This is a genomic window from Sphingobium sp. YBL2 (genome assembly GCF_000943805.1).
Taxonomy (GTDB): domain Bacteria; phylum Pseudomonadota; class Alphaproteobacteria; order Sphingomonadales; family Sphingomonadaceae; genus Sphingobium; species Sphingobium fuliginis.
Window position 1 is genome coordinate 482,448 of the sequence record NZ_CP010954.1, and the last position, 19,488, is coordinate 501,935.

Consider the following 19,488-nt stretch of genomic DNA (forward strand, 5'->3'; position numbering starts at 1 on the left):
TACTGTGAAACCTTAAGGGAATTTAACTGTGAGCGAATTAGGCAAATTCCGGGCAACCGCGCCGAACGGATTCGCTATGAAACTGATTTCAAATGATAAAATCACCACCAACCGCCGCCTTGACATCGCAGGCATCACAAGTTCAATCCTTGCCACGCCCATCACCGCTCAGCCGGCGCGGTAGAAAGCGAATAGGGCCGGGTTCCCGCTCCCCTCCCCCAGTCCCGGTTCGGCTTTGCCTGCATGGTGAAGCGCAACGTCCCGCCCTCGCGGATCTCCCCGTCCGCGATCCAGCTTCGCCGCAGCGGCCGTCCGTTTAGTTCGACCGCACCCACATAAACATTGGCGGCGGACAGATTTTCCGCCTCCACCGTGAAGCGCTTGCCGTGGGGAAGCGTCAATACCGCGCGGCGGACGAAGGGGCGACCGACGACATATTGGTTCGATCCCGGCGTCACGGGATAGAAGCCCAGCGCCGTGAACAGCAGCCAGGCCGACATCTGCCCCAGATCGTCATTGCCCGACAGTCCGTCGGGTGTCGGCTTGTACTGGCTCTCGACGATCTGCTTCAGCCGCGCCTGCGTCCGCCAGGGCGCGCCCGCATAAGCATAGAGATAGGCGACATGATGGCTGGGTTCGTTGCCATGGATATATTGCCCGATCAGCCCGGCAATATCCTCCGCATGGCTGTAGTCGAGCTTCGACACATCATAGTCGAACATGGCGTCGAGCTTCGCGATCGCCCTGGCGTCGCCGCCCAGCAAGCGGAACAGCCCCGCCTGATCCTGCGGCACGAACCAGCTATATTGCCAGGCATTGCCCTCCGTATAATCCGAACCATAGTTGATCGCGGCCGGATCGAACGGCGTGCGGAAGCTGCCATCGGCCTTGCGCGCCCGCAGCCAGCCGCTCCCGACGTCGAAGCCGTTGCGCCAGCTGGACGACCGGGCGAGGAAGCGCTTCGCCACATCGCCGCGCCCCATGGCCTGCGCCATGCGGCCGATCGCCCAGTCGTCATAGGCATATTCGACCGTCTTCGACGCCGCCTCCGGTTCCCGGTCGATGGGCACATAGCCCAGCTTCATATAGTCGCCCAGCCCGCCATAGGGCGCGTAATCCGCGCTAGCGACCATGGCGGCCAGCGCCTTGTCCGGATCAAATCCCCTGAAGCCCTTCAGATAGGCGTCCGCGATCACCGGCACCGCATGATAGCCGATCATCGTCCATGTCTCCCGCCCGGCGAACTGCCAGACCGGCAATATGCCGTGCGGGCTGTGTTCCCGGCTGGCGATCAGCGAGTTGACGACGTCGGAGGTCGTCCTTTCCGGCTGGACCAGCGTCAGCAGGGGATGTTCAGCGCGGAAGGTATCCCAGAGCGAGAAGGTCGAGCGAAAGGTGAAATCCTTCGCCGCATGAACCTGATCGTCCGGCCCCCGATAGCGGCCGTCGACGTCGCTCCAGATGCTGGGCGCCAGCAGCGTATGGTAGAGCGCGGTGTAGAGATTCCTCAGCATCGGCTCCGGCGCATCCATCTCCAGCCGCCCGAGCGCCTGCCGCCATGCATCCTCGGTCCTCCTCCGGACGGTGTCGAAGCCGGCGCCTTCGGCATCGAGATTGGCGATGGCCCCGCCCTCGTCCACCCCTGAAAGCGCGACCTGGACCTCCAACGGGCCATCGAGCCTGCCGAAGTCGAGCCTTGCCTCCAGCGCCTTGCCCAGCTTCTCGGCCAGCGCGTCGCTGCCCCGCCCCGGCGCCTGGAAGCCTTTATAGGGAACCGCCTGGTCCCGGTCGATGAAGGCATGATCCTTCAGGGGTGCGGAAAAACGCATGGCAAAGAACAGCTTGCGGCCTGCCGCCCATCCCCGCGTCTCGCGAAAGCCCGTCAGCGTGCCGTCCGGGTGGAGGTGCAGACCGGACCAGAGGATCTTGCCCGGATAATCGTAAAGAGAGGAGCGCAGGTCGATCAGCAGATGCGCCTCCCGCCCCGCCAGAAAGGCATAGCGGTGGATGCCCACCCGCTCGCCCGCTGTCAGCTCCGCCCGGATGCCGCTATCGGCCAGCGTCACCGCATAATAGCCGGGCCTGGCCGTCTCGCTGTCGTGTGAGAAGCGCTGGCGATAGCCGGAGCCCGCCTGTTTCGGATCGCCCGGATCGAGCCGGACGGCGCCCGTCTGCGGCATCACCAATATGTCGCCCAGATCGGAATGGCCCGCGCCGGAGAAATGGGTGTGGCTGAATCCCTGGATCGTCGGATCATGATAGCTGTAGCCCGCCGCATGGGCATAGCAGTCGCGCACCTGGCAGGTCGTATCGGTATCGGGCGAAAGCTGGACCATGCCGAAAGGCGCGGAGGCTCCGGGGAAAGTGTGGCCTTCCGGGCCGGTGCCGATCAGGGGATCGACGAAGGCCAGCGGATCGGCAGGCGCCTGCGCAGCAACGGGCCAGGCCGAAGCCGTCAGCAGCAGCGCGCAGATGAGCAGCGGCGCCCTCATCGGGCGGCAACCAACACGGGGTTGAAGCACGGGTTTTGCCGGATCATGATCCATTGCCTCCAAATCATCGGGTTGCGTTCGTCGCGCCCTGCCCTGTTCTTCCCGCCCTGATAGCGGTCGGCAATGGAAAAGCCGCCATCCCATTGTACAAATGTTGAATTGGGCCACGCATGACGGTGCGCTCCGAACTTGCAGGGCCTGGGGCAATATGATTGGACGGCGATGATGGATGCTGAACCGATGCTGGCCGGAATCGAACTGGGCGGGACCAAGGTCCTGGTGCTCCGCGCGCGCGGCGGGACGGTTGTCGACCGGGAGACGATAGCGACCACGACGCCGCGGGAGACGCTCTCCAGAGCCGTTGCGGTGCTGAAACGCTGGCATGCGGAGGCGCCCATCGCCGCCATCGGAATCGGCAGCTTCGGCCCGCTTCGGCTCGACCGCCGCGCCCCGGACTTCGGCGTCATGCTGCCCACGCCCAAGCCCGGCTGGGCGGGCGCGGACATATTCGGCACGCTGACCGCGCCCTTCGATTGCCCCGCGATGATCGACACCGACGTCAACGGAGCCGCTCTGGCGGAGCTGCGCTGGGGCGCGGGCGCGCTGGGGGACGCGCCCTCCGACAGCCTGTGCTACATCACGATCGGGACCGGCGTGGGCGCAGGGTTCGCGTTCAACGGCCGCACCGTCCATGGCGCCATGCATCCGGAAATCGGCCATATCCGTGTCCCGCGCGCTCCCGGCGACGGCTTTGCGGGCCATTGCCCCTTTCACGGCGATTGCATCGAGGGTCTGGTGTCCGGGCCCGCGCTCGCCCACCGCTTCGGTATGCCCGGCCATGAGATCGATCCCGCCGACCCCCGATGGGACGATGTCGCCAGCGACATCGCCCATCTCGTCTCCACCATCCTGCTGGGCACCGCGGCGCGACAGGTGCTGATCGGCGGCGGCGTAGGCATGGGGCGGACCGGTCTGCTGGCGAAGGTCCGTCGAAACGTCGTCGTCCAGCTTGGGGGCTATTTGCCGCATGTCGACGATTCCAGCATCGGCCGGATCGTCATGACGCCGCTGCTTGGCGATCAGGCCGGTCCTTTGGGCGCCGTGGCCTTGGCCATGGATGCGCTGAGCGCGGAGGGCGTCAGTTGACGCCCTTCTGCCGGAGGAGCAGCGGCAGGACCATCATCGGCGCGACCATGGCGATCACGCTGGCGACCAGCAGATCGTCGACCCACCGATAGACCGTCGTGAAGAACATCAGGAAGGCCATCGTCGCCAGAACGGGAAGGATCAGGGGAACCACCCCACCCTCCATCCGCCGGCCAAGGACGCCGATCGCATCATCCATATGGCCCGTGCGGCGCTGGCCTTCAGGGCGTGCGCCGCCGGCGCCGTTTCTCATCGGCCGGTTCATGTCCTGATCCTCACTGATCTGATCAGTTTCATATAACAACCAATAACCGGACTTCCAGACGGGAAGATCGATACGGACCGTTTCCGATCTCGACAGCAAGGCGGATGCGGGTGGGATGTCCCGCACTTCCGTTGACCGCTAGAGCCAATCGACATTCAGAAGATGACGAGCCGAAAATGGTGTTTTTCCGTGACCCGGAGCGCAGCCTACTCAAAGTAGGTGAGCACCGGAAGCACGGAAAGGCGTCATTTGCAGGCCGTCAGGGCTGAATGTCGATTAGCTCTAGCCCGATAGTGCGTCCTTTCCGGATGGAGGCCCTTGCCTGACGGGAGCGACCGTTCATAAGGAACCGCATGACCACGATCCGCCTGCTCGCCCATAGCGTCGAAAAGCCCTGGGGCCGCATCGATATTCCTGCCGCCATCGCGCCTTCGGATGGCCGTCGCGTCGGCGAAGTCTGGTTCTCGCCGCCGGAGCAGGAAGAAGGCCGGCCTTTGCCGCTGCTGGTCAAATATATCTTCACCAGCGAAAAGCTGTCGGTTCAGGTCCACCCCAATGATGCGCAGGCGCGGGAACGCGGGCTGGCGGGCGGCAAGTCGGAATGCTGGTACATATTGGATGCGGAACCCGATGCGCAGCTGGGAATCGGCCTGACCCGCGGCCTGACGGCAGAGGCGTTGCGCACAGCGGCCCTCGACGGCAGCATCGAGGCGCTGATGGACTGGAAGCCGGTGCGGGCGGGCAGCTTCTACTATATTCCCGCCGGCACGGTGCACGCCATAGGCGGCGGCGTGACGCTGGTGGAAGTGCAGCAGAATAACGACGTGACCTACCGCCTTTACGATTATGGCCGGCCGCGCGAACTGCATCTGGAAGAGGCGATGGCCGTCAGCGTGGCGACACCCTATGCCCTGCCCGACCAGGTCTTCCCGATGACGGCGCAAGAAAGACTGGTGGCGGGCGGCGATGCGCCCTTCATCCTTGACATGGTGCAGGGTGAAGCCGGAACCGGGCAGCGGATCGAAGGAGAGATGGCCTGGTTCATTCCGCTGGCCGGCGCCGGCACGATCGACGGCGAGCCGTGGCGGCAGGGCGAATGCTGGCTGATCGAGGGGACCGCCGGCCTGACCATCCATGACGGGATGAGCGCGCTGCTCGCCCGCCAGCCTTGAAACATCGGCGAATCGGGGGGACTGCATGCCACGGGGAGAAATGATCGCGGACAAGCGCGTCCTGTTCGTGATGGCGGTGGAGGATGAATATGGTCCTCACCTCAGAGCCCGGTTCGACCCGCTGATGACCGGCGTGGGCCCGGTGGAAGCCGCGCTCAACACCGGCCTTGCCCTCCAGCGGCTGGATCTGGAAGGCGCGCTGCCCGACCTCATCGTCTCGCTGGGATCGGCGGGATCGCGCATCTGCACCCTGGGCGAGGTCTATCAGGTCGCCAGCGTTTCCTGGCGGGACATGGACGCCTCCCGCCTCGGTTTTCCGAAGGGCGTGACCCCCTTTTCCGACCACCCGGCCGAAATAGCGCTGCACATGCCGCTGGAACTTCGCACCGCCCGGCTGTCCACGGGGGCGAACATCGTCGGCGGGGACGATTATGCCGCGATCGACGCGGACATGGTCGACATGGAGAGCTTCGCGGTCGTCCGCGCCTGCCAGCGCTTTGGCGTGCCGGTAATGGGCCTGCGGGGCATTTCCGACGGCCCGGGCGAATTGGCGGACATGCTGGGATGGACCCAGTTGCTGGCGCTGCTGGACGAGCGTCTGGCACAGGCGGTCGATATGCTGGAGGGAGCGCTTGGGCGCTGAGGAGATGCGGTCTTCTTAAGGCGCAATGGGCCGACTGCTGCCATTTCCCTCCCGCTGGCGGAAGGGGGAATGTCCTGGATTGGCCCCCTGGGACCTTTCTCCCCTTTATCTGAGGCGCCTGACCAGAACCGCCTCAATGCCCCTCAAAGGCGATGATCGCCGCCGACGCGACGCCGTCCGCTTCCAGCGCAGCCATGCCGCCCAGATCGGGAAGATCGATCGCGAACAGCGCCATCAGCACGGTTGCGCCCTGCTCCCGGACAAGTTGCGCCGCCGCAAGCGCGGTTCCGCCGGTCGCGATGAGATCATCGACCAGCACCACCCGCGCCCCATCCGGGATCTGCCCTTCATGCAATTCCAGCCGGTCGGTGCCATATTCCAGCACATAATCGATGCCGACGGTCTTGCCGGGCAGCTTGCCCTTCTTGCGCACGGGCACGAAACCCACCCCCAGCGCATGGGCCAGCGCCGCCCCAAGAATGAAACCGCGCGCCTCGATGCCGACGATGAAGGCCGGGTCGAGCGGCCGCGCCGCCGCCGCCATCCGCTCGACCAGTTCAGTGAGACCGGCTGCGTCCGCCAGCAATGTGGTGATGTCCCGGAACTGGATGCCGGGCTTGGGAAAATCGGGAATCGTGCGGACCAGGGCCGCCAGGCTGTCTGCGCTCATCTTCGCCCTCATAAGAAAAGGGGGCCCGGTTTCCCGCGCCCCCTCCGATGTTCTGTTCCAGACCCCGTTCAGGCGGCCTTTTTCTTGTCCGCCCAGATATTCTGGTAGGCCATATAAGCCAGGCCCGTCGCGATCAGCAGGAAGAAGATCGTCGCCAGACCCGCGCGACGGCGGTTTTCCAGCTTGGGTTCGGCCGTCCAGGTCAGGAAGGCCGCGACGTCCTGCGCCATCTGGTCGACGGTCGCCTTGGTGCCGTCTCCATAGGTGACCTGTCCGTCCGCCGTCAGCGGCGGCGCCATGGCGAGGTTCAGGTTCGCGAAATAGGGGTTGTAGTGCAGCCCCTCCGGCGTCTTCGCGTCCGGAAATTCCTTCAGCAGTTCGGCCGGCTGCGCCTGGAAGCCCGTCAGCAGCGAATAGACATAGGCGCTGCCGTGATGGCGGGCCTTGGTCATCAGCGAGAGATCGGGCGGGATCGCATTGTTGTTCGCCGCCGCCGCCGCGACATTGTTCGCGAAGGGCTTGGGGAAATAATCCGCCGGGATGGGATCGCGGGTCGACATCTCGCCCGTCTTGGGGTCGACGTCGGGGGTCTTGATCGCCCACTGCTTGGCGATCGCCTTGATTTCCGCCTCGTTATAGCCAATGCCCTTGAGGTCGCGGAAGGCGACGAACTTCAGGCTGTGGCAGGCCGAGCAGACTTCCTTGAACACCTGGAAACCGCGCTGGAGCTGCGCCTGGTCGTACTTGCCGAAGGGGCCGTCGAACGAGAAGGCGACATGCTTGGGATCGCGGTGGAATTCATGCTCCACCGTGACCGCCGGCGGCTCGGTGACATAGGCCACCGCGCCCACCAGGAAGGAAACCAGCAGCCAGCCCGCGAAAAAGAGGCCGACGAGAAATGCGCCGATGCGTATCATTAGTCTTGTCCCCCTTAACCGGCGTGCGACGGCTGCGGATCGCTGCCCATGCCGGGCAGCGCCTCGCGCTCACCTTCGATCGCATGGCGGCCAAGCACCGCCTCGGTGATCGAGTTCGGCAAAGGCAGCGGCTTTTCGAAGCGCGAGATCAGCGGCAGGATGATCAGGAAGTGGGCGAAATAATAAGCCGCCGCGACCTGGGAGATCATCACATAGGGTTCCGCCGCCGGCGCGCCGCCGCAATAGCCCAGAATCAGCACGTCGACGATCAGGATCCAGAAGAACTTCCTGAAGGTCGGGCGATAATTGCCCGACCGCACCGGGGAGGTATCCAGCCAGGGCAGGAAGAAGAGCAGCAGGATCGACGCGAACATCGCCAGCACGCCCAGCAGCTTCGCCGGAACGAAGAAGAAGTCCACGGTGAAGGCGCGCAGGATCGCGTAGAAGGGCCAGAAATACCATTCAGGCACGATATGCGCGGGCGTCGAAAGCGGATTCGCCTCGATATAATTGTCCGGATGGCCCAGATAGTTGGGCGCATAGAACAGCAGGACCGCGAACAGGATCAGGAACACGCCCGCCCCGAAACCGTCCTTCGCGGTGTAATAGGGGTGGAAGGGCACAGTGTCCTGCGGCCCCTTCACTTCCACGCCGGTCGGGTTGGAGGAACCCGGAATATGCAGCGCCCAGATATGCAGGATCACCACGGCGGCGATCACGAAGGGCAGCAGGAAGTGCAGCGAGAAGAAGCGGTTGAGCGACGCGTTGCCGGGGGCGAAACCGCCCAGCAGCCAGGTCTGGATCGGCTCGCCCACCACGGGGATCGCGCCGAACAGGCCGGTGATCACCTTCGCGCCCCAATAGGACATCTGCCCCCAGGGAAGCACATAGCCCATGAAGGCGGTCGCCATCATGAGGAGGAAGATGACGAGGCCCAGCAGCCACACCATTTCGCGCGGCGCCTTGTAGGAACCGAAGAAAAGACCGCGGAAGATGTGCAGATAGACCACGATGAAGAAGAAGCTGGCGCCGTTGGCATGGGCATAGCGCATCAGCCAGCCGGCGTTCACGTCGCGCATCGTCTGTTCGACGGTGCCGAAGGCGACCAGCGTGTTGGCGCCGTAATGCATCGCCATGATCACGCCGGTGACGATCTGGATCACCAGCGCGAGGCCGGCCAATACGCCGAAGTTCCAGAAATAGTTGAGGTTGCGCGGCACCGGATAACCGGCGCCCACGGCATTGTAGACGAGGCGCGGCAAGGGCAGCTTCTCGTCGATCCACTGCATCGCGGGATGCTTGGGAGTATAATGTTCAGCCCATGGAAAGCTCATGACAGTCCCCCTCAACCCACGAGAATGGCAGTGTCGGAAGTGAAGCTGAACTTCGGCACTTCCAGGTTCTTGGGCGCGGGGCCCTTACGAATGCGGGCGGCGGTGTCGTAGGACGAACCGTGGCAGGGGCAGAAATAGCCGCCATATTCGCCCCTGTTCTCACCCTCGCCCGCGCCCAGCGGCACGCAGCCCAGATGGGTGCAGACGCCCATGGTGACCAGCCACTGCTTCTTGCCGTCGACGGTGCGTTCCTCCAGCGTCTGCGGATCGCGCAGGCTGGACGGATCGACCTTGTCGGCTTCCGCGATTTCCTTGTCGGTCAGGTGCCGGACGAACAGCGGCTGCGACCGGAACGTCGTCTTGATCGCCTGGCCCGGCTGGATGGAGGACAGGTCGACCTCCGTCGAGGCGAGCGCCAGCACGTCGGCGCTGGGGTTCATCTGATCGACCAGCGGTATGACCACCGCGACCGCACCGACCCCGGCGAAGCTCACCGCGGCGATGTTGATGAAATCGCGACGGCGAACACCGTCGCTGCCGCCTCCATCGGAGACGGACGCCCCCTCACTCTCCAAATGTTCAACGATCGCCATGCACCTCAACCCTTGCAAGAACGTCCCTGACCCCGCCGCATTGCCCATTATGGCTATGTTATCGGGAGAGCCGCGGCGCCCAAGCAGAAGGGCGCGCCTTTCCCCCTGGCGCGGTTTGCAGGCCTGATAACCGTAGGATGCGCCATTTGCCAAGCCTTTTAGACAGGCTAGGAGAATTAACCGCGCTGTTCTATGGCGCGGCGCATGCGTATCGCCCTTTATCAACCCGAAATCGCCGGCAATGTCGGCGCGATCCTGCGCCTTGCCGCCTGCTTTTCCGTGCCCGTGGACATCATCATGCCGATGGGTTTCGCCTTTTCCGACGCGAAGCTGAAACGCGCCGCGATGGACTATGGGGCGGCCGCCGACATCACCCAGCATGCAAATTTCCAGGCGTTCGACGCCCGGCGCCGGGCCGAAGGGCGGCGGCTGATGCTGATGAGCAGCCATGCTTCGCAACGCCTGCCGGAGGTGGAATTCCGCGCCGACGACGTTCTGCTGATGGGATCGGAGAGCGCCGGCGTCCCCGACAGCGTGCGCGATCTGGCCGATGTGCGCGTGCGCATTCCGATGGCGCCGGGCTTTCGGTCCTTGAACATCGCCGTTTCCACGGGCATCGCGATAGCAGAGGCCCTTCGCCAGACCGGAAGTTTCCCGCAATGACAGAGTTACCGAAAATGACGTTGGCGCTCGACCCGCAACAGCAAGCCGCCCGCGACTGGTTCGAATCGCTGAGGGACCGCATCTGCGCCGAATTCGAGGCGATCGAGCGGGAGGCGGGGTCCGACGCCCGCTTCGACTATATCGCCTGGAATCGGGAGGCGCCCGGCCTAGCGCCCGGCGAAGGCGGCGGCGGCGTGCGCGGCGTCATGAAGGGCAAGGTGTTCGAGAAGGTCGGCGTCAACGTCTCGACCGTGGGCGGCGCCTTCTCTCCGGAGTTCGCCAGGACCATCCACGGCGCGAGCGAAGACCCGAGCTTCTTCGCCACCGGCATCAGCCTGGTCGCGCACATGGCCAATCCCCATGTGCCCGCCGTGCATATGAACACGCGCTATCTGAGGACGTCCAAAAGCTGGTTCGGCGGCGGCGCGGATCTCAACCCTCCCCTGCCGCGCGAGGAGGACACGGCCCATTTCCATGATGTGCTGAAGGCCGCCTGCGACGCCCATGACCCGGACTATTATCCCCGTTTCAAGGCATGGGCGGACGATTATTTCTTCATTCCGCATCGCGGCGTCCATCGCGGCGTCGGCGGAATATTCTACGACCATCTGGAGGGCGATTTCGACGCGAATTTCGCCTTCACGCGGGACGTGGGCGAGGCGTTCCTCAAGGCCTTCCCGCCCATCGTCCGGCGGCGCATGGGGGAAAGCTGGTCGCGGGAGGATCATGCCCGCATGCTCGAATGGCGCGGCCGCTACGCCGAATTCAACCTGGTGCATGACCGCGGCACGCTGTTCGGGCTGAAGACCGGGGGCAATGTCGACGCGATCCTGATGAGCCTGCCGCCGATGGCGAGCTGGAGCTGAGCATGGGCCTGACGCCGGTTCCCGACGATCGGATCGCGACGATCGTCACCCATCTGGAAATGCGGGAGCGGCCGAAACCCGCCCCCATCCCGCCCGCCCCGTTGCGGCTGGTGCCATGGAAGGCGCCGACGCCAGAGGCCTATCGCGCGCTGTTCCGGCGCGTGGGGGAGCCGTGGCTCTGGTTCTCCCGCCTGGTGATGGACGACGCCGCGCTGAGCGCGATCATTCACGATCCCGCGGTCGAGGTCTATGCCGTCACCGATCCCCGGGGCGTGGAGGTGGGGCTGCTGGAACTCGACTTCCGTTCATTGCCCGACTGCGAGCTGGCCTTTTTCGGACTGATCCCGGAATTGACCGGCAAGGGTCTGGGCCGATGGCTGATGGCGCAGGCCAAGGCGCTGGCCTGGCGCAAGGAGGTCACGCGCTTCTGGGTGCATAGCTGCACGCTCGACAGCCCCGCGGCGCTGGGATTTTACCGCAAGGCGGGCTTCGTGCCCTACAGGCGTGAAGTGGAAATCTTCGCCGATCCCCGACTTGCGGGGCTTTTGTCGCCCGACGCCGCGCCGCATGTGCCGGTGCTGGGTCAGCTGCCCTCCGCCTGACGATAGAGCCGCGCCAGCATCACCAGCATATAGACCTGCACCACCGTCGACACGACAGCGGCAGCCACGCCGCCGATCAGCCGGCCGCCCGTCGGACCGCCGATCAACGTCCCGATCAGGCCGAACACCGCCTGCGCCGCGCCGCCGACAATGGCGGACAACAGCGTCAGCGCCACGATGAAGCCGAACAACCGCCAGAAATGCCCCCTGGTCAGCGCCCAGCCATGGCGCAGCGACGCCATGACGCCCGCCGTCCCGTCGATCACTACGGGATTGAGCAACAGCAGCCGCACGCTCGCGAAGATGGTGACGGCCACCACTCCCGCGCCGAGCAGCAGCGCCAGCGTCGCGCCCACAGGCTTGGCGATGAGCGACAGGATCGTCACCGCCAGGGTGGCGGCGATCACCGCGCCGGCCAGGAAACCGGCGACCACCAGCGCCACGCCCAGCAGCACCGGAAGCCGCGCAAAGCTCAGCCGCAGCGCCTCTCCCACGCTGATGCCCGGGCGCAGGGCGAGCGCCAACAGGGTCAGCGATCCGAACCCGATGATGATCATCGCCAGCATCATCGCCAGCCAGAAGCTGCCCGGCACCTGCGGCATGGTGGTTTCCGACAGGTTCCATTTGGCGAGTTCCGGCGGCGTCATCTCCTGAAGGATGAGGCCCGGCAGGGCGACGAACAGCAGGGCGACGGGAAACAGCAGGCTGCTTTCGCGCGCGACGAAGGCGACCGCCTCCTCCCACGCCTTGCCGATGGACATTGTCGCCATATCTCTACGCCCTGTTCTCTACCCGATGCTCTGAAAATCGCGGAGGAGACTTGATCGCTCGCTCTGCCCAAGTCAAGGAAGCGCCATGTCCTCGCCATCCCCAGTCCAAGCCCCTGCCGCCCCCAGCGTGGAATGGCGCGTGGAAAGCGCGCCCGTCGACTACCCCCGGGCGCTGGCCGAGATGGAGGGCCGGGCCGCCGCGATCTTCGAGGGGCAGGCCGCAGAGCGGGTCTGGCTGCTCGAACATCCGCCGCTTTACACGGCCGGAACCAGCGCCGATCCGGCCGAACTGCTCGACCCGCGCTTTCCGGTGCACGATGCGGGGCGGGGCGGACGCTATACCTATCATGGGCCGGGCCAGCGCATCGGCTATCTCAACATCGACCTGCGGAATCGGGGCAAGGACGTGCGCAATTTCGTCCATCACCTGGAGGGATGGATGATCGACGCGCTGGCCGATTTCGGCATAGCGGCCCGGCGCGCGGAGGGACGGATCGGCATCTGGACCGACGATGCCCAGGGGCGGGAGGCGAAGATCGGCGCCCTCGGCATCCGGGTGCGGCGCTGGATCACGCTTCATGGCTTTTCGATCAATGTCGATCCCGACCTGTCCCATTTCGGAGGCATCGTGCCGTGCGGCCTGGCCGAATATCCTGTGACGAGCATGGCGGCGCTGGGCGTGAAGGCATCGATGACCGAGCTGGACTCGGCGCTTGCCCGGCATTTCCCGGCCTTTCTCGGCCGCCTGCGCCGGTGCCCGGTGGCAGATGGAGCGGGGGTTGAGCAATGCGGGACGGGCCGCTAGGGTCGCGGCTTTCGCCAGGTGGGGGGCTGCCGGGCATGCAACGCTTTAGGAGACCCGGATGCGTCCTGACGTCAAGACGACAATGGCAATATTGGTTTCGGCCGGCTGCATGGCGCTGGCCGGATGCGGCAGCAAGAAGGAAAGCGGCACCGCCGTCCCGATGAACAATCTGGAAGTGGTCGACGGCACCGCCACCGACGCCATGACCGATCTGGACGGGGTGCAGAGCGAGGGCGTGGCCGTCGCGCTTCCCGCCAACCGCAGCGACAATGCGGCCGCTCCGGCGGCGGCGAAGAATGAGAGCGAGGGCAAGCCCGCGGCCGATACCGAAGTGCTGTCGGATCAATAGGCTGGCGTCCGCGTTCAGGCATGATACAGACGGGCGGGAGATAGTTCGCAGCGCTCGTTACAAAGAGGGATTTCAATGACATTGCGTTATGTGGGCCGTTCCATTGGGCACCGATCCCTGGGACGCCGGGTCGTGCTGGGGCTGGCCATGACGGCGGCGGCGCTGATGGCGCAGCCGGCCGCCGCGCAATTCTTCTGGTCGCCGCCCGATTTCTCGACCCCGCCCCTGACCGACGCCGAAGCCACGACCGCGCTGGGCCTGCCGGGCGCGACCGCGGCGGAGGTCAAGGCCGGGCTGGTGTGGAACCTGCGCGCGGCGTTGAACGTCGCGGCCCTGCAATGCCAGTTTGAGCCGACCCTGCTGTCGATCAGCAATTACAACGCCATGATCGCCCATCATGACGCCGAACTGGACGCCGCGCAGACGACGCTGCTCGGCTATTTCCAGCGGACGGTCGGCAAGGGCAAGCCCGGCCAGATGGCATCGGACCAATATGGCACGCGCATCTATTCCGGCTATTCGACGGTGCAGGCGCAACGCGGCTTCTGCCAGGCGGCGGCGCTGGTCGGACGGCAGGCGATCTTTGCCCAGCGGGGCACGCTGAACGATGTGGCGCGCAACGGACTGGGGTCGATCAAGAAGTCGCTGGTCCTGGCGGGCGAGCAATTTTACGGCGATCCGGGACGCAGCTATTCGCTGACCCTGCCGTCCTTCGACCCCAAATGCTGGAAGAAGGGCAAGATGCTGCCCGCATGCCAGCTCGCATGGAACCAGAAGATCGGCGTTCAGCCTTAAGGCAACGGCGCCAATCACGACATTCCTCCTCCCGCAAACGGGAGGGGGCAGGGGGGCGGGCCGGCCCGACGTCAGCGACGGTTTTCAGCGACCAGAGCGGTTTTCATCGCTCCAGGATGGAAGCTTCCCCTGAGGCAGGCCACGGCCCTCAGCGCAATCCCAGATATTTGTGCGACTGAAGGCTGAGCCGCCAGCGGGGCCGCCCCATCACCAAATCCACCGCCGCCCGCGCGTTTTCCGCTGCCTTCGGATCGTCCAGCGGCTGCACCAGCCAATGATCGAAGGCCCAGCGCTCCATATCCTCGACATCCGCCAGGCTGTGCCCCCGCCCCGGCTGCGGCCAGACCAGCTTCAGCTCATTGCCGCTGCGCTGGACCACCTCGCTGCCCGCCTTGGGGCTGATGCAGACCCAGTCCAGCCCCGGATGCGCGGGCAAGGTGCCGTTGCTCTCGATCGCAATGGCAAAGCCGCGCGCATGGAGCGCATCGACCAGCGCATCGTCCACCTGAAGCATCGGTTCCCCGCCGGTCAGCACGATATAGCGCCCCTCCCGCCCCTCGCCCCAAAAGGCGAGCGCGGCCTCGGCCAGACCGTCCGCATCCGCGAACCTGCCCCCGCCATCGCCGTCGGTGCCGACGAAATCGGTGTCGCAAAAGCGGCAGACGGCGCTTGCCCTGTCCTGCTCCCGCCCGGTCCAGAGGTTGCAACCGGCAAAGCGCAGGAAGACCGCCCGGCGGCCGGCATGGACGCCCTCTCCCTGAAGGGTCAGGAACATTTCCTTGACGGCGTAGCTCATGGCGTCAGGGCTTCACCGCATAGTCGGTGGGATCGGGCAGACCGGCCTCCACGAAACCCTTGGACCGCAGGCGGCAACTGTCGCACAGGCCGCAATGCCTGCCGTCCGGCGTCGGATCGTAGCAGGACCAGCTCAGCCCCGTATCCAGCCCCAGCCGATAGGCTTCGCGCACGATGTCCGCCTTGCTCATATGCTGGAGCGGGGCATTGATCCGGACCGGATTCCCCTCCACCCCTGCCTTGGTGGCGAGCGCGGCCATCTTCTGAAAGGCGTCGATGAACTCCGGCCGGCAATCGGGATAGCCCGAATAATCGAGCGCATTGACGCCGATGAACACGTCATTCGCGCCCGCCACCTCGGCCAGGCCCAGGGTCAGCGACAGGAATATGGTGTTGCGCGCGGGCACATAGGTGACGGGAATGCCGGTCCCGACGCCGCCCTTGGGCACGGCAATGTCCGCGGTGAGCGCAGACCCGCCAAAGGCCGTCAGGTCCAGCGGCAGCACAATATGCGAGATGGCGTTCAGCGCCGACGCGACTCGACCCGCCGCCTGCAATTCCAGCCGATGGCGCTGATTATAGTCGATCGACAGGGCGAACAGGCGATAACCGGCCTCGCGCGCCAGCCCGCCCGCCACCATGGAGTCGAGCCCGCCCGACAGCAGAACGACGGCGAATTTTCCGTTATGGGCAACCATGAGCGCCGCGCTACGCCTCCCGACGCGTCAGCGCAAGCCGGTCGCGCCTAATGGCAGGCGCCGAGCCAGCGGCCCTCCAGCGCGAAGGCGAAGGGCGCGCCGTCGGCAATGCCCTGCGACTGGATCTGCACCAGCCGGGACGTTTCGACGCGCAGGTCCGTCCGCCCATTGCCCGCCGCGCCGCATTCATAGGTGACGACCAGCCGGTTGGCGACATCGCTGACGGTGAAGCTCTTGCAGGCATGGCCAGCGTGGCGGCTTTGCAGAAGCTGGCTGAGGCTGGAGACGCAGAGCTTGCGCGCGGCGCCATCCTCGCCCCGCCCGCGCAATTCCCATTCACCCGTCTCCAGTCCCTTGGGCAGGCGCGACGCGGGCGCGGCCGCCTGCACGGCAGAAACCGCCATCATCATCGCCGCCGCACCAAGGGCGCGCCGCTTTGCCACCATTCCGATCCCCCTGTCGATCGTTACTGATCCAGATCAGCCTTGCGCGTCAATTGCGGCAATTTGATAGCAATAAGGAGGGCGCCCGCTCATTCCTCCGCAAAGCTGGCGAGCGCGACCGGGAAAAGACGCGAGCAGAAGGCGCAATCCACGCCGATAATGCCCTGATCATCCGCCATGTCCGCCCGCTCCGCCGCCGGAAAGCGGCCGATGACGCTGCGGATATGATCGAGGTCGCAACGGCACCCCTTGCTGAGCGCCGTGGGATCGGTGACGCGCACCTCCTCCTCTTCGTGGAACAGCCGCCAGACGATGTCGGACAGCGGCAGCGCGTTGTCGGTCAGTTCCGCGTCCTTGAGCGTGTGGGCCAGCGCCTGGACATGCTCCCATTCCGGATGGTCGTGGCGGACATGCAGCCGTTCCCGCCCGACTTCCCCCTCGGGCAGGTGCTGGAGCAGCAGGCCGGCGGCAAGGCACCCCTCCCCCGCGTCGTGGCGCGTGGCGATCTGGATGATGCTGGGGATCTGTTCGGACTGGAAGAAATAATGTTCCGCCGCATCGGCAAGCGATTCGCCGTCCAGCGGGACGATGCCCTGATAGCGCTCGCCGGTCACCGCCTGGTCGAAGGTGATGGCGAGATAGCCCTTGCCGAACAGGCCGAACAGCGTCGGATCGGGGCCCAGTTCGGCCAGCCGGTCGGCATCGAACTTGGCATAGCCGCGCACCTCGCCGCCCTTATAGTCCGCCACCAGCAGGCTGACGACGCCATTTTCGGTCTGCGCCTGAAGCGTGAGCTGCCCGCCCGCATCCTTGAGCGTCGAGCCGAGCAACGCCGCCAGCACCAATGCGGAGGCGAGCAGCCGCTCGATCTGCGGCGGATAGGCATGGGCGGCAAGGACATCGTCTAGCACCGGCCCCAGCCGCACGATCCGCCCGCGCGCGTGGCGGGAGGGGATGGTGAAGCCAAGGGCCTGGTCAAGGGTAGCGGAAGAGGTCAAGTCAGGCTCCGTGCGGCGCGCCGGGGCGCGCCGATCATGCAAAGGCGCTTAGATAGGTTGCGATGCCCGGGCATGCAAATGCACTTGGGTTTGGGCTTGATCGGTGGGATGCGGACGGTCTGATCGCGGCCCGCTCCTTGGGACAGGTCGTGCTCCCGCGCCGGCGGGAACCCGGTTCAGGCGATGCGATAATCTGCGAAGGGCGGGACCGGGCTCCTGGCCGCGCAGGAGCCCCAAACTCAACCAAGCCGGCCCAACGCCCAGAGCAGCACCGACTTCTGCGCATGGATACGGTTTTCCGCCTCATCCCAGATCACCGATTGCGGCCCGTCTATCACCGCTTCCACCACTTCCTCGCCGCGATGGGCGGGCAGGCAATGGAGGAACTTCGCCGCGGGCTTCGCCAGCGCCATCAGTTCCGGCGTCACCTGATAGGGCATCATCGCCTTGAGCTTCTCCTCGGCATGGGCCTGGCCCATGGAGATCCAGGTGTCGGTGACGACGATGTCCGCGCCGGCCACCGCCGCCTGCGGATCGCGGGTGCGCAGGATGGCGGCGCCACGGGCCTGCGCTTCGGCCTCGAAGGACGGGTCGGGGTCATAACCCTCCGGCACGGCGATGCGCACGCCGAACTTCATCAGGCCCGCCGCCTCGACGATGGAATGGAGGACATTGTTGCCGTCGCCCAGCCATGCCCATTGGCTGCCGGGCAATGCCACGCCATGCTCCACCACGGTCAGCAGGTCGGCGACGATCTGGCAGGGGTGCGACAGGTCGGTCAGGCCATTGATCACCGGAACGCTGGCGTAATGCGCCATTTCCTGGATCTTCGCATGATCGTCGGTGCGAATCATGATGGCGTCGGCCATGCGGCTCAGCACGCGGGCGGTGTCCGCAATCGTCTCGCCCCGGCCAAGCTGGCTGGTCGCGCCGTCCAGGATCAGCGATGTGCCGCCCAACTGGCGGATCGCCATGTCGAACGACACGCGGGTGCGGGTCGAATTCTTCTCGAAGATCATCGCCAGCGTGTGACCGGCGAGCGGCGCATCCGCATCCGCTTTGCCCTTGGGCCAAGCTTTGCGCGCGGCCTTCCGGTCGATGGCGTCGGCAATCATGGCGGCGATCGCATCGCCGCCGGCGTCACTCAGATTCAGGAAATGATTGGTCATGAGGAACCCCCTCAACCCGTTCGGGCGAACGGAGATTAATTCAGGCCGCAGCCTCCGCAAAGCTCCGCGCGCCGGCGGAAAGCCGTTCGACGCATTCCGCGACATGGCTTTCCTCGATCACGAGCGGCGGCAGGATGCGCACGACATTCTGTCCCGCCGACACCGTCAGCAGGCCATGATTGTCGCGCAGATGCGCCACGAAGGCGCGGGCATCGAAATCATCCTTCAGCTTGACGCCCAGCATCAGGCCCAGCCCACGCACATCCTCGAACATGTCGTGATTGGGGATAAGCTGCTCCAACGCCGAACGCAGGCGCGCGCCGATGCCCTTCACATGGTCGAGGAAACCCTCGCCCAGCACTTCGTCCAGCACGGTCAGCCCGACGGCCATGGCCAGCGGATTGCCGCCATAGGTCGACCCATGGGTGCCGAACACCATGCCCTTGGCCGCTTCCTCGGTCGCGAGGCAGGCGCCCAGCGGGAAGCCAGCGCCGATGCCCTTGGCCACCGCCATGATGTCGGGGGTCAGGCCATATTGCTCATGGGCGAAGAAGGTGCCGGTGCGGGCATAGCCGCACTGCACCTCGTCCAGGATCAGCAGCAGGCCCTGGTCGTCGCACAGCTTGCGCAGGCCGCTCAGAAACTCCTGCGTCGCCGGCGTCACGCCGCCTTCGCCCTGCACCGTTTCCACCAGGAAACCGGCGGTGTTCTCATCGACGGCGGCCGTCGCGGCCTCCAGATCGTTGAACGGCACCACGGTGAAGCCGGGCAGCAGCGGTTCGAAACCGTCGCGCATCTTGGGCTGGCTGGTGGCGGAGATCGTCCCCAGCGTCCGCCCATGGAAGGCGTTGTCGAAGCTGATGATCTTGTGCCGGTGCGCCTCGCCATTGGCATAGTGGTAACGGCGCGCGGTCTTGATCGCGCATTCCACCGCTTCCGCGCCCGAATTGGTGAAGAACACCGTATCGGCAAAGGTCGTGTCGACCAGACGCTGCGCGAATTTCTCGCCCAGCGGCATGCCGTAGAGGTTCGACGTGTGCATCAGCGTCGCGGCCTGATCCGCGATCGCCTTGACCAGCTTGGGATGGCCATGGCCCAGCAGGTTGACCGCGATGCCGCTGGCGAAATCCAGATAGCGCTCGCCGCGTTCCCCGATCAGATAGCAGCCCTCGCCTCGGACCGGGCGTACATCGCACCGGGGGTAAACGGGCATGAGCGGCGTAATCGACATGGTCCTTCCCTTTCTGGGCTGATGCAAACAAAGTCCGAAACGCAAAAAGGCGGCCCCCGCCGGGCCGCCCTT

Annotated in this window: 22 protein-coding genes; 9 read left to right on the top strand and 13 right to left on the bottom strand. The window is 65.5% G+C overall.

Annotation, left to right across the window (positions count from 1 at the left end):
- Positions 1-161 precede the first annotated feature (161 nt).
- Entirely contained in the window at positions 162-2,492 is a 2,331-nt protein-coding gene (locus tag TZ53_RS02320) for a GH92 family glycosyl hydrolase (protein WP_044660300.1), read from the bottom strand.
- A gap of 240 nt (positions 2,493-2,732) precedes the next feature.
- Between TZ53_RS02320 and TZ53_RS02325 the strand changes: the two genes are divergently transcribed.
- Positions 2,733-3,638 (top strand): ROK family protein, encoded by a 906-nt coding sequence (locus TZ53_RS02325; protein WP_044662804.1) that lies wholly within the window; start codon positions 2,733-2,735, stop codon positions 3,636-3,638.
- Here TZ53_RS02325 and TZ53_RS02330 read toward each other — a convergent pair.
- Positions 3,631-3,891 carry a hypothetical protein gene (locus TZ53_RS02330; RefSeq protein WP_238320108.1) on the bottom strand — a complete coding sequence of 87 codons (261 nt, stop codon included), beginning with the start codon at positions 3,889-3,891 and terminating at the stop codon, positions 3,631-3,633. The genes TZ53_RS02325 and TZ53_RS02330 overlap by 8 nt on opposite strands.
- A gap of 365 nt (positions 3,892-4,256) precedes the next feature.
- On the opposite strand from TZ53_RS02330, the gene TZ53_RS02335 reads away from it, so the two are divergent.
- Positions 4,257-5,075: a class I mannose-6-phosphate isomerase gene (locus tag TZ53_RS02335; RefSeq protein WP_044660301.1), complete on the top strand. Its 819-nt coding sequence runs from the start codon at positions 4,257-4,259 to the stop codon at positions 5,073-5,075.
- A 40-nt stretch (positions 5,076-5,115) separates the two neighbouring features.
- Complete coding sequence (locus TZ53_RS02340) at positions 5,116-5,718, top strand: 5'-methylthioadenosine/S-adenosylhomocysteine nucleosidase (protein ID WP_044660302.1); 603 nt, start codon at positions 5,116-5,118, stop codon at positions 5,716-5,718.
- A gap of 133 nt (positions 5,719-5,851) precedes the next feature.
- Here the strand turns inward: TZ53_RS02340 and TZ53_RS02345 are convergent, their stop codons facing one another.
- The 4 genes from TZ53_RS02345 to petA form a co-directional block, all read right to left on the bottom strand.
- Complete coding sequence (locus tag TZ53_RS02345; protein WP_044662806.1) at positions 5,852-6,388, bottom strand: adenine phosphoribosyltransferase; 537 nt, start codon at positions 6,386-6,388, stop codon at positions 5,852-5,854.
- A gap of 68 nt (positions 6,389-6,456) precedes the next feature.
- On the bottom strand, positions 6,457-7,305 hold the full coding sequence (locus tag TZ53_RS02350) for a cytochrome c1 (protein ID WP_044660303.1): 849 nt from the start codon (positions 7,303-7,305) through the stop codon (positions 6,457-6,459).
- Positions 7,306-7,319: 14 nt separating this feature from the next.
- Positions 7,320-8,639 carry a cytochrome b gene (locus tag TZ53_RS02355; RefSeq protein WP_044660304.1) on the bottom strand — a complete coding sequence of 440 codons (1,320 nt, stop codon included), beginning with the start codon at positions 8,637-8,639 and terminating at the stop codon, positions 7,320-7,322.
- Between the two features lie 11 nt (positions 8,640-8,650).
- On the bottom strand, positions 8,651-9,232 hold the full coding sequence (gene petA / locus TZ53_RS02360; RefSeq protein ID WP_025548526.1) for a ubiquinol-cytochrome c reductase iron-sulfur subunit: 582 nt from the start codon (positions 9,230-9,232) through the stop codon (positions 8,651-8,653).
- Between the two features lie 192 nt (positions 9,233-9,424).
- Between petA and TZ53_RS02365 the strand changes: the two genes are divergently transcribed.
- From TZ53_RS02365 to TZ53_RS02375, 3 genes are read left to right on the top strand one after another with little or no spacing between them, the layout of a single operon-like run.
- A complete protein-coding gene (locus TZ53_RS02365) occupies positions 9,425-9,895 on the top strand; it encodes a tRNA (cytidine(34)-2'-O)-methyltransferase (RefSeq protein ID WP_044660305.1) in 471 nt (156 codons plus the stop codon).
- 14 nt (positions 9,896-9,909) lie between these two features.
- Positions 9,910-10,761 carry an oxygen-dependent coproporphyrinogen oxidase gene (hemF, locus tag TZ53_RS02370; protein ID WP_103000816.1) on the top strand — a complete coding sequence of 284 codons (852 nt, stop codon included), beginning with the start codon at positions 9,910-9,912 and terminating at the stop codon, positions 10,759-10,761.
- Positions 10,762-10,763: 2 nt separating this feature from the next.
- On the top strand, positions 10,764-11,363 hold the full coding sequence (locus TZ53_RS02375) for a GNAT family N-acetyltransferase (protein ID WP_044660307.1): 600 nt from the start codon (positions 10,764-10,766) through the stop codon (positions 11,361-11,363).
- Here TZ53_RS02375 and TZ53_RS02380 read toward each other — a convergent pair.
- Positions 11,345-12,133, bottom strand: coding sequence for a hypothetical protein (locus TZ53_RS02380; RefSeq protein WP_044660308.1), 789 nt, complete (start codon positions 12,131-12,133; stop codon positions 11,345-11,347). The two genes, TZ53_RS02375 and TZ53_RS02380, sit on opposite strands and share 19 nt — an antisense overlap.
- 85 nt (positions 12,134-12,218) lie before the next feature.
- Here TZ53_RS02380 and lipB point away from each other — a divergent pair, with 85 nt between their 5' ends.
- From lipB to TZ53_RS02395, 3 genes are all read left to right on the top strand, one after another.
- A complete protein-coding gene (lipB, locus tag TZ53_RS02385; RefSeq protein ID WP_044660309.1) occupies positions 12,219-12,938 on the top strand; it encodes a lipoyl(octanoyl) transferase LipB in 720 nt (239 codons plus the stop codon).
- Between the two features lie 58 nt (positions 12,939-12,996).
- On the top strand, positions 12,997-13,287 hold the full coding sequence (locus TZ53_RS02390; RefSeq protein ID WP_044660310.1) for a hypothetical protein: 291 nt from the start codon (positions 12,997-12,999) through the stop codon (positions 13,285-13,287).
- Positions 13,288-13,362: 75 nt separating this feature from the next.
- The gene (locus TZ53_RS02395; protein WP_044660311.1) at positions 13,363-14,082 is read left to right on the top strand and encodes a hypothetical protein; all 720 of its coding nucleotides are present in this window, start codon (positions 13,363-13,365) and stop codon (positions 14,080-14,082) included.
- Positions 14,083-14,230: 148 nt separating this feature from the next.
- Here the strand turns inward: TZ53_RS02395 and queE are convergent, their stop codons facing one another.
- The 6 genes from queE to TZ53_RS02425 all read right to left on the bottom strand — a co-directional run bounded on the left by queE (position 14,231) and on the right by TZ53_RS02425 (position 19,416).
- On the bottom strand, positions 14,231-14,878 hold the full coding sequence (gene queE, locus TZ53_RS02400) for a 7-carboxy-7-deazaguanine synthase (RefSeq protein ID WP_025548539.1): 648 nt from the start codon (positions 14,876-14,878) through the stop codon (positions 14,231-14,233).
- A 4-nt stretch (positions 14,879-14,882) separates the two neighbouring features.
- Complete coding sequence (queC, locus tag TZ53_RS02405; RefSeq protein WP_025548540.1) at positions 14,883-15,575, bottom strand: 7-cyano-7-deazaguanine synthase QueC; 693 nt, start codon at positions 15,573-15,575, stop codon at positions 14,883-14,885.
- A gap of 47 nt (positions 15,576-15,622) precedes the next feature.
- On the bottom strand, positions 15,623-16,021 hold the full coding sequence (locus tag TZ53_RS02410) for a DUF3617 domain-containing protein (RefSeq protein ID WP_082166205.1): 399 nt from the start codon (positions 16,019-16,021) through the stop codon (positions 15,623-15,625).
- Positions 16,022-16,107: 86 nt separating this feature from the next.
- Positions 16,108-17,016 (bottom strand): Hsp33 family molecular chaperone HslO, encoded by a 909-nt coding sequence (hslO, locus tag TZ53_RS02415; protein WP_025548542.1) that lies wholly within the window; start codon positions 17,014-17,016, stop codon positions 16,108-16,110.
- 239 nt (positions 17,017-17,255) lie between these two features.
- Positions 17,256-18,185, bottom strand: a complete 930-nt coding sequence (argF, locus tag TZ53_RS02420; protein ID WP_044660312.1) for an ornithine carbamoyltransferase — start codon at positions 18,183-18,185, stop codon at positions 17,256-17,258.
- 40 nt (positions 18,186-18,225) lie between these two features.
- On the bottom strand, positions 18,226-19,416 hold the full coding sequence (locus TZ53_RS02425; RefSeq protein WP_044660313.1) for an aspartate aminotransferase family protein: 1,191 nt from the start codon (positions 19,414-19,416) through the stop codon (positions 18,226-18,228).
- Between the last annotated feature and the right edge of the window lie 72 nt (positions 19,417-19,488).

Excerpts from the sequence above, each read along its gene's own strand:
- TZ53_RS02320 (WP_044660300.1), bottom strand. The coding sequence starts at position 2,492 with ATGAGGGCGCCGCTGCTCATCTGCGCGCTGCTGCTGACGGCTTCGGCC.
- TZ53_RS02325 (WP_044662804.1), top strand. The coding sequence starts at position 2,733 with ATGCTGGCCGGAATCGAACTGGGCGGGACCAAGGTCCTGGTGCTCCGC.
- TZ53_RS02330 (WP_238320108.1), bottom strand. The coding sequence starts at position 3,891 with ATGAGAAACGGCGCCGGCGGCGCACGCCCTGAAGGCCAGCGCCGCACG.
- TZ53_RS02335 (WP_044660301.1), top strand. The coding sequence starts at position 4,257 with ATGACCACGATCCGCCTGCTCGCCCATAGCGTCGAAAAGCCCTGGGGC.
- TZ53_RS02340 (WP_044660302.1), top strand. The coding sequence starts at position 5,116 with ATGATCGCGGACAAGCGCGTCCTGTTCGTGATGGCGGTGGAGGATGAA.
- TZ53_RS02345 (WP_044662806.1), bottom strand. The coding sequence starts at position 6,388 with ATGAGCGCAGACAGCCTGGCGGCCCTGGTCCGCACGATTCCCGATTTT.
- TZ53_RS02350 (WP_044660303.1), bottom strand. The coding sequence starts at position 7,305 with ATGATACGCATCGGCGCATTTCTCGTCGGCCTCTTTTTCGCGGGCTGG.
- TZ53_RS02355 (WP_044660304.1), bottom strand. The coding sequence starts at position 8,639 with ATGAGCTTTCCATGGGCTGAACATTATACTCCCAAGCATCCCGCGATG.
- petA (WP_025548526.1), bottom strand. The coding sequence starts at position 9,232 with ATGGCGATCGTTGAACATTTGGAGAGTGAGGGGGCGTCCGTCTCCGAT.
- TZ53_RS02365 (WP_044660305.1), top strand. The coding sequence starts at position 9,425 with ATGGCGCGGCGCATGCGTATCGCCCTTTATCAACCCGAAATCGCCGGC.
- hemF (WP_103000816.1), top strand. The coding sequence starts at position 9,910 with ATGACGTTGGCGCTCGACCCGCAACAGCAAGCCGCCCGCGACTGGTTC.
- TZ53_RS02375 (WP_044660307.1), top strand. The coding sequence starts at position 10,764 with ATGGGCCTGACGCCGGTTCCCGACGATCGGATCGCGACGATCGTCACC.
- TZ53_RS02380 (WP_044660308.1), bottom strand. The coding sequence starts at position 12,133 with ATGGCGACAATGTCCATCGGCAAGGCGTGGGAGGAGGCGGTCGCCTTC.
- lipB (WP_044660309.1), top strand. The coding sequence starts at position 12,219 with ATGTCCTCGCCATCCCCAGTCCAAGCCCCTGCCGCCCCCAGCGTGGAA.
- TZ53_RS02390 (WP_044660310.1), top strand. The coding sequence starts at position 12,997 with ATGCGTCCTGACGTCAAGACGACAATGGCAATATTGGTTTCGGCCGGC.
- TZ53_RS02395 (WP_044660311.1), top strand. The coding sequence starts at position 13,363 with ATGACATTGCGTTATGTGGGCCGTTCCATTGGGCACCGATCCCTGGGA.
- queE (WP_025548539.1), bottom strand. The coding sequence starts at position 14,878 with ATGAGCTACGCCGTCAAGGAAATGTTCCTGACCCTTCAGGGAGAGGGC.
- queC (WP_025548540.1), bottom strand. The coding sequence starts at position 15,575 with ATGGTTGCCCATAACGGAAAATTCGCCGTCGTTCTGCTGTCGGGCGGG.
- TZ53_RS02410 (WP_082166205.1), bottom strand. The coding sequence starts at position 16,021 with ATGGTGGCAAAGCGGCGCGCCCTTGGTGCGGCGGCGATGATGATGGCG.
- argF (WP_044660312.1), bottom strand. The coding sequence starts at position 18,185 with ATGACCAATCATTTCCTGAATCTGAGTGACGCCGGCGGCGATGCGATC.
- TZ53_RS02425 (WP_044660313.1), bottom strand. The coding sequence starts at position 19,416 with ATGTCGATTACGCCGCTCATGCCCGTTTACCCCCGGTGCGATGTACGC.